We start from the raw sequence: 2,777 nt of genomic DNA, 5'->3' as shown, positions 1-2,777 counted from the left end.
GCCACTTAGTTTTATTATTTACGCTTTTTCTTCCCCTGTATCGCTATGAATAACGTTACGATTGCAATATTTCCATGTAATTTTTTCATAACGTAGTGAAGCGGATTCTAAATGATTCATGTCTTCTCTACACCTGCCTGATAGAAGGAGATGCTGAACTAATCATTACGAAACTTAATAAGTCAGTTAACTACTGTTTAAATATCAGCATTGTTTATGTGGTTATCAGGAGTATTCTCCTCGTCAATCATTCAGGTCATACAACCTCTACAGGGAAAAGTGCAATCATGCGCTTACTGGGATTTTTCCTTTTTGCAGTGGCTCTTTTATGCAACACGGCTGTGGCCAGACAGCATACGCCGCCTTCGTCGCAGGATAGTGAACTCATTGAGCAAGGGGATTACACTAACTCAGACGGGCAGGAAATTCACCGTCCGGCGCATACCAAATCGGGAAAAGCGCCCGATGGCGCATCGGCTCAGTGCAGGGATGGAACATACAGTTTCAGTACGCATCGACGGGGTACATGTTCAAGGCACGGCGGGGTGGCGGCCTGGCTGAACTGAATAAAAAAGCCCACCTTTAAGTGGGCTATTCAGGTTTATCAGCAGGTTAAATTGTCCGGTTTAGCCAATCACCAGCCCGGCACCGCGCCGCCGTTAAAGATTTTCTCCGCCGCTTTTGCCACTTCAGGCGACTGATACGATTTCAGAAACTCCTGCACATTTTCCGCATCTTTATTGTCTGGTCGTGAAACCAGAATGTTCACGTACGGCGAATTTTTATCTTCAATAAATACGCTGTCATGCACCGGTGATAACCCGGTTTGCTGGATATAGGTCGTGCTGATGATCGCCACATCAACTTTCGGGTCATCCAGCACGCGCGGTAACTGCGCACCTTCCAGTTCCATAATATTCAGATGATGCGGGTTTGCGGTGATATCCAGCGCCGTCGGCAGCAGGCCTTTGCCCTCTTTCAGGGTGATCAGCTTCTCTTTTTGCAGCAGAAGAAGCGCCCGGCCTAAATTGGTCGGATCGTTAGGGATCGCCACCGTCGCGCCATCTTTCAGCTGATCCACCGTTTTGATTTTTTTCGAGTAACCCGCCATCGGGAACACAAAAGTGTTGCCAACCGCCACCAGATGATAACCGTGGGCTTTATTATCCTGATCAAGGAACGGACGGTGCTGGAAAACGTTCGCATCCAGATCACCATGCTCGGTTGCGTCATTTGGTAATAATGAACCACTGAAACCAACCAGTTCGACATCCAGACCGTATTTATCCTTCGCGACCTTTTTCGCCACTTCCGCCACATCCTGCTCTGCGCCATTAATCACGCCGACTTTGATATGCTTCGTATCGTCACTTTTTTGATCACAACCCGCCAGCAGTAATCCCGCCAGCAATACCACAGCACCCGTGCGTAAATGAGGTAACGTCAGTTTCACTTTTTTTCCTTAAAAAATAACCGCTAATGGACAATGGACTGACTATAGCAGGAGGATTACCGCAGTTTAAAAAACCAATAAAGCACTGCTAAGAAGAAAAAAGTATATAGATGCCCCGCTTAAGTCCGGCTAACCAAAGCTTTTCCTTATATCAGTGATAAAGGGTTTGCTCTCCCTGATACATTTGGGAAAGAGTAGGCAAAACAGAAATCACTGATGAGAACCTGCAAGAATGGAAATTACGGAAGCCGAAGCGCAGCATATTCCTGCGATACAGAAAATTTATGCCTGGCACGTGCTTCATGGAACCGCCTCGTTTGAGACGCAGCCACCGGATGAACGCGAGATGGCGGGTCGTCTGAAGAAAATTAAAGACGCAGGTTTACTCTGGCTGGTAGTTTTGCATGAAGGCGAAGTGAAGGGATATTGCTACCTCGGACATTATCGTGAACGCTATGCGTACCGCCATACACTGGAGGATTCAATCTATATTGATCCTGCTTTTCAGAAGCGCGGCGCGGGGAAAGCCCTGCTTCGCCGGGCGATAGACTGGGCAGAAACCCACGGCTATCGTCAGTTGATCGGTAACGTTGGTGACAGCGAAAATAAAGCCTCAATCAGCTTACATCTCGCTGCCGGTTTTCAGATGAAAGGCACGCTGCATTGCGTTGGATTTAAGCATGGCCGCTGGCTGGACACCGTGTTTATGCAGCGCGCACTGGGAGACGGAAACCAGACCCTGCCCGCACCGGATCACTGACAGGAAATTCCTGCGGGCCTTGTTGCTGCCCGCAGGCGACTGATTACTCAATCGCTAATTTTTCCCGCGTGGTTTTACGTGTCGCGCTGCCGCCCCAGACTTCGTTGTATTCGTAACCGGTCAGATCTTTAATCACCTTACGCGCGGTTTCATCACAATCTTCCTGAGCGCCGCCCAGTTTCAGGCGCGCCGTTTCTTTGATCAGAATTTTATGCGTATCCCGCGTTAGTTTGAATTTGAAAGTCATATAGAAACTGATCGCCAGCAACGCACCGGTGGCGAAGATCATCAGACCGATGATCGCGTGTAACGCACTGACCGGCTGAGCGCCCTGCCCTTTCACAAATCCACATTCTTCCAGCACCAGGCCAACGATCATGATGGCAATCGCGACGGTACTTTTACGGGTAAATACCATGACCCCGGCAAAGATCCCCTCGCGGCGTTTTTTAGTGACTATTTCGTCGACGTCCGGAATAAAGCTGTAAATATTCCATGGGATATAATAAAGCCCTGAACGTCCGAAACCTAATATAACAATTATGGAGGTAAATAGGATTAATG

The 2,777-nt window shown here is 48.4% G+C and carries 4 protein-coding genes; 2 read left to right on the top strand and 2 right to left on the bottom strand.

The genetic code is table 11. The annotated features are described in order from the left end of the window. The first annotated feature begins 287 nt into the window (after positions 1–287). Positions 288–566 carry a DUF3761 domain-containing protein gene (locus tag J1785_RS01865; protein ID WP_129952265.1) on the top strand — a complete coding sequence of 93 codons (279 nt, stop codon included), beginning with the start codon at positions 288–290 and terminating at the stop codon, positions 564–566. A 68-nt stretch (positions 567–634) separates the two neighbouring features. Here J1785_RS01865 and nlpA read toward each other — a convergent pair whose 3' ends face one another. Beyond that, positions 635–1,453 carry a lipoprotein NlpA gene (gene nlpA / locus J1785_RS01860; RefSeq protein WP_129952264.1) on the bottom strand — a complete coding sequence of 273 codons (819 nt, stop codon included), beginning with the start codon at positions 1,451–1,453 and terminating at the stop codon, positions 635–637. 232 nt (positions 1,454–1,685) lie between these two features. Here nlpA and J1785_RS01855 point away from each other — a divergent pair, with 232 nt between their 5' ends. After that, positions 1,686–2,213, top strand: a complete 528-nt coding sequence (locus J1785_RS01855; protein WP_217218680.1) for a GNAT family N-acetyltransferase — start codon at positions 1,686–1,688, stop codon at positions 2,211–2,213. Between the two features lie 43 nt (positions 2,214–2,256). Here J1785_RS01855 and J1785_RS01850 read toward each other — a convergent pair. Further along, the coding region (locus J1785_RS01850) for an MFS transporter (RefSeq protein WP_217218679.1) at positions 2,257–2,777 on the bottom strand (521 nt) is incomplete at its 5' end.

Origin of the sequence: Rahnella perminowiae (assembly GCF_019049755.1) — a bacterium.
GTDB lineage: Bacteria > Pseudomonadota > Gammaproteobacteria > Enterobacterales > Enterobacteriaceae > Rahnella > Rahnella perminowiae.
Note: the sequence above shows the minus strand (reverse complement) of the source record. Positions and strands in the feature narration are given on the sequence as shown.

Excerpts from the sequence above, each read along its gene's own strand:
- J1785_RS01865 (WP_129952265.1), top strand. The coding sequence starts at position 288 with ATGCGCTTACTGGGATTTTTCCTTTTTGCAGTGGCTCTTTTATGCAAC.
- J1785_RS01855 (WP_217218680.1), top strand. The coding sequence starts at position 1,686 with ATGGAAATTACGGAAGCCGAAGCGCAGCATATTCCTGCGATACAGAAA.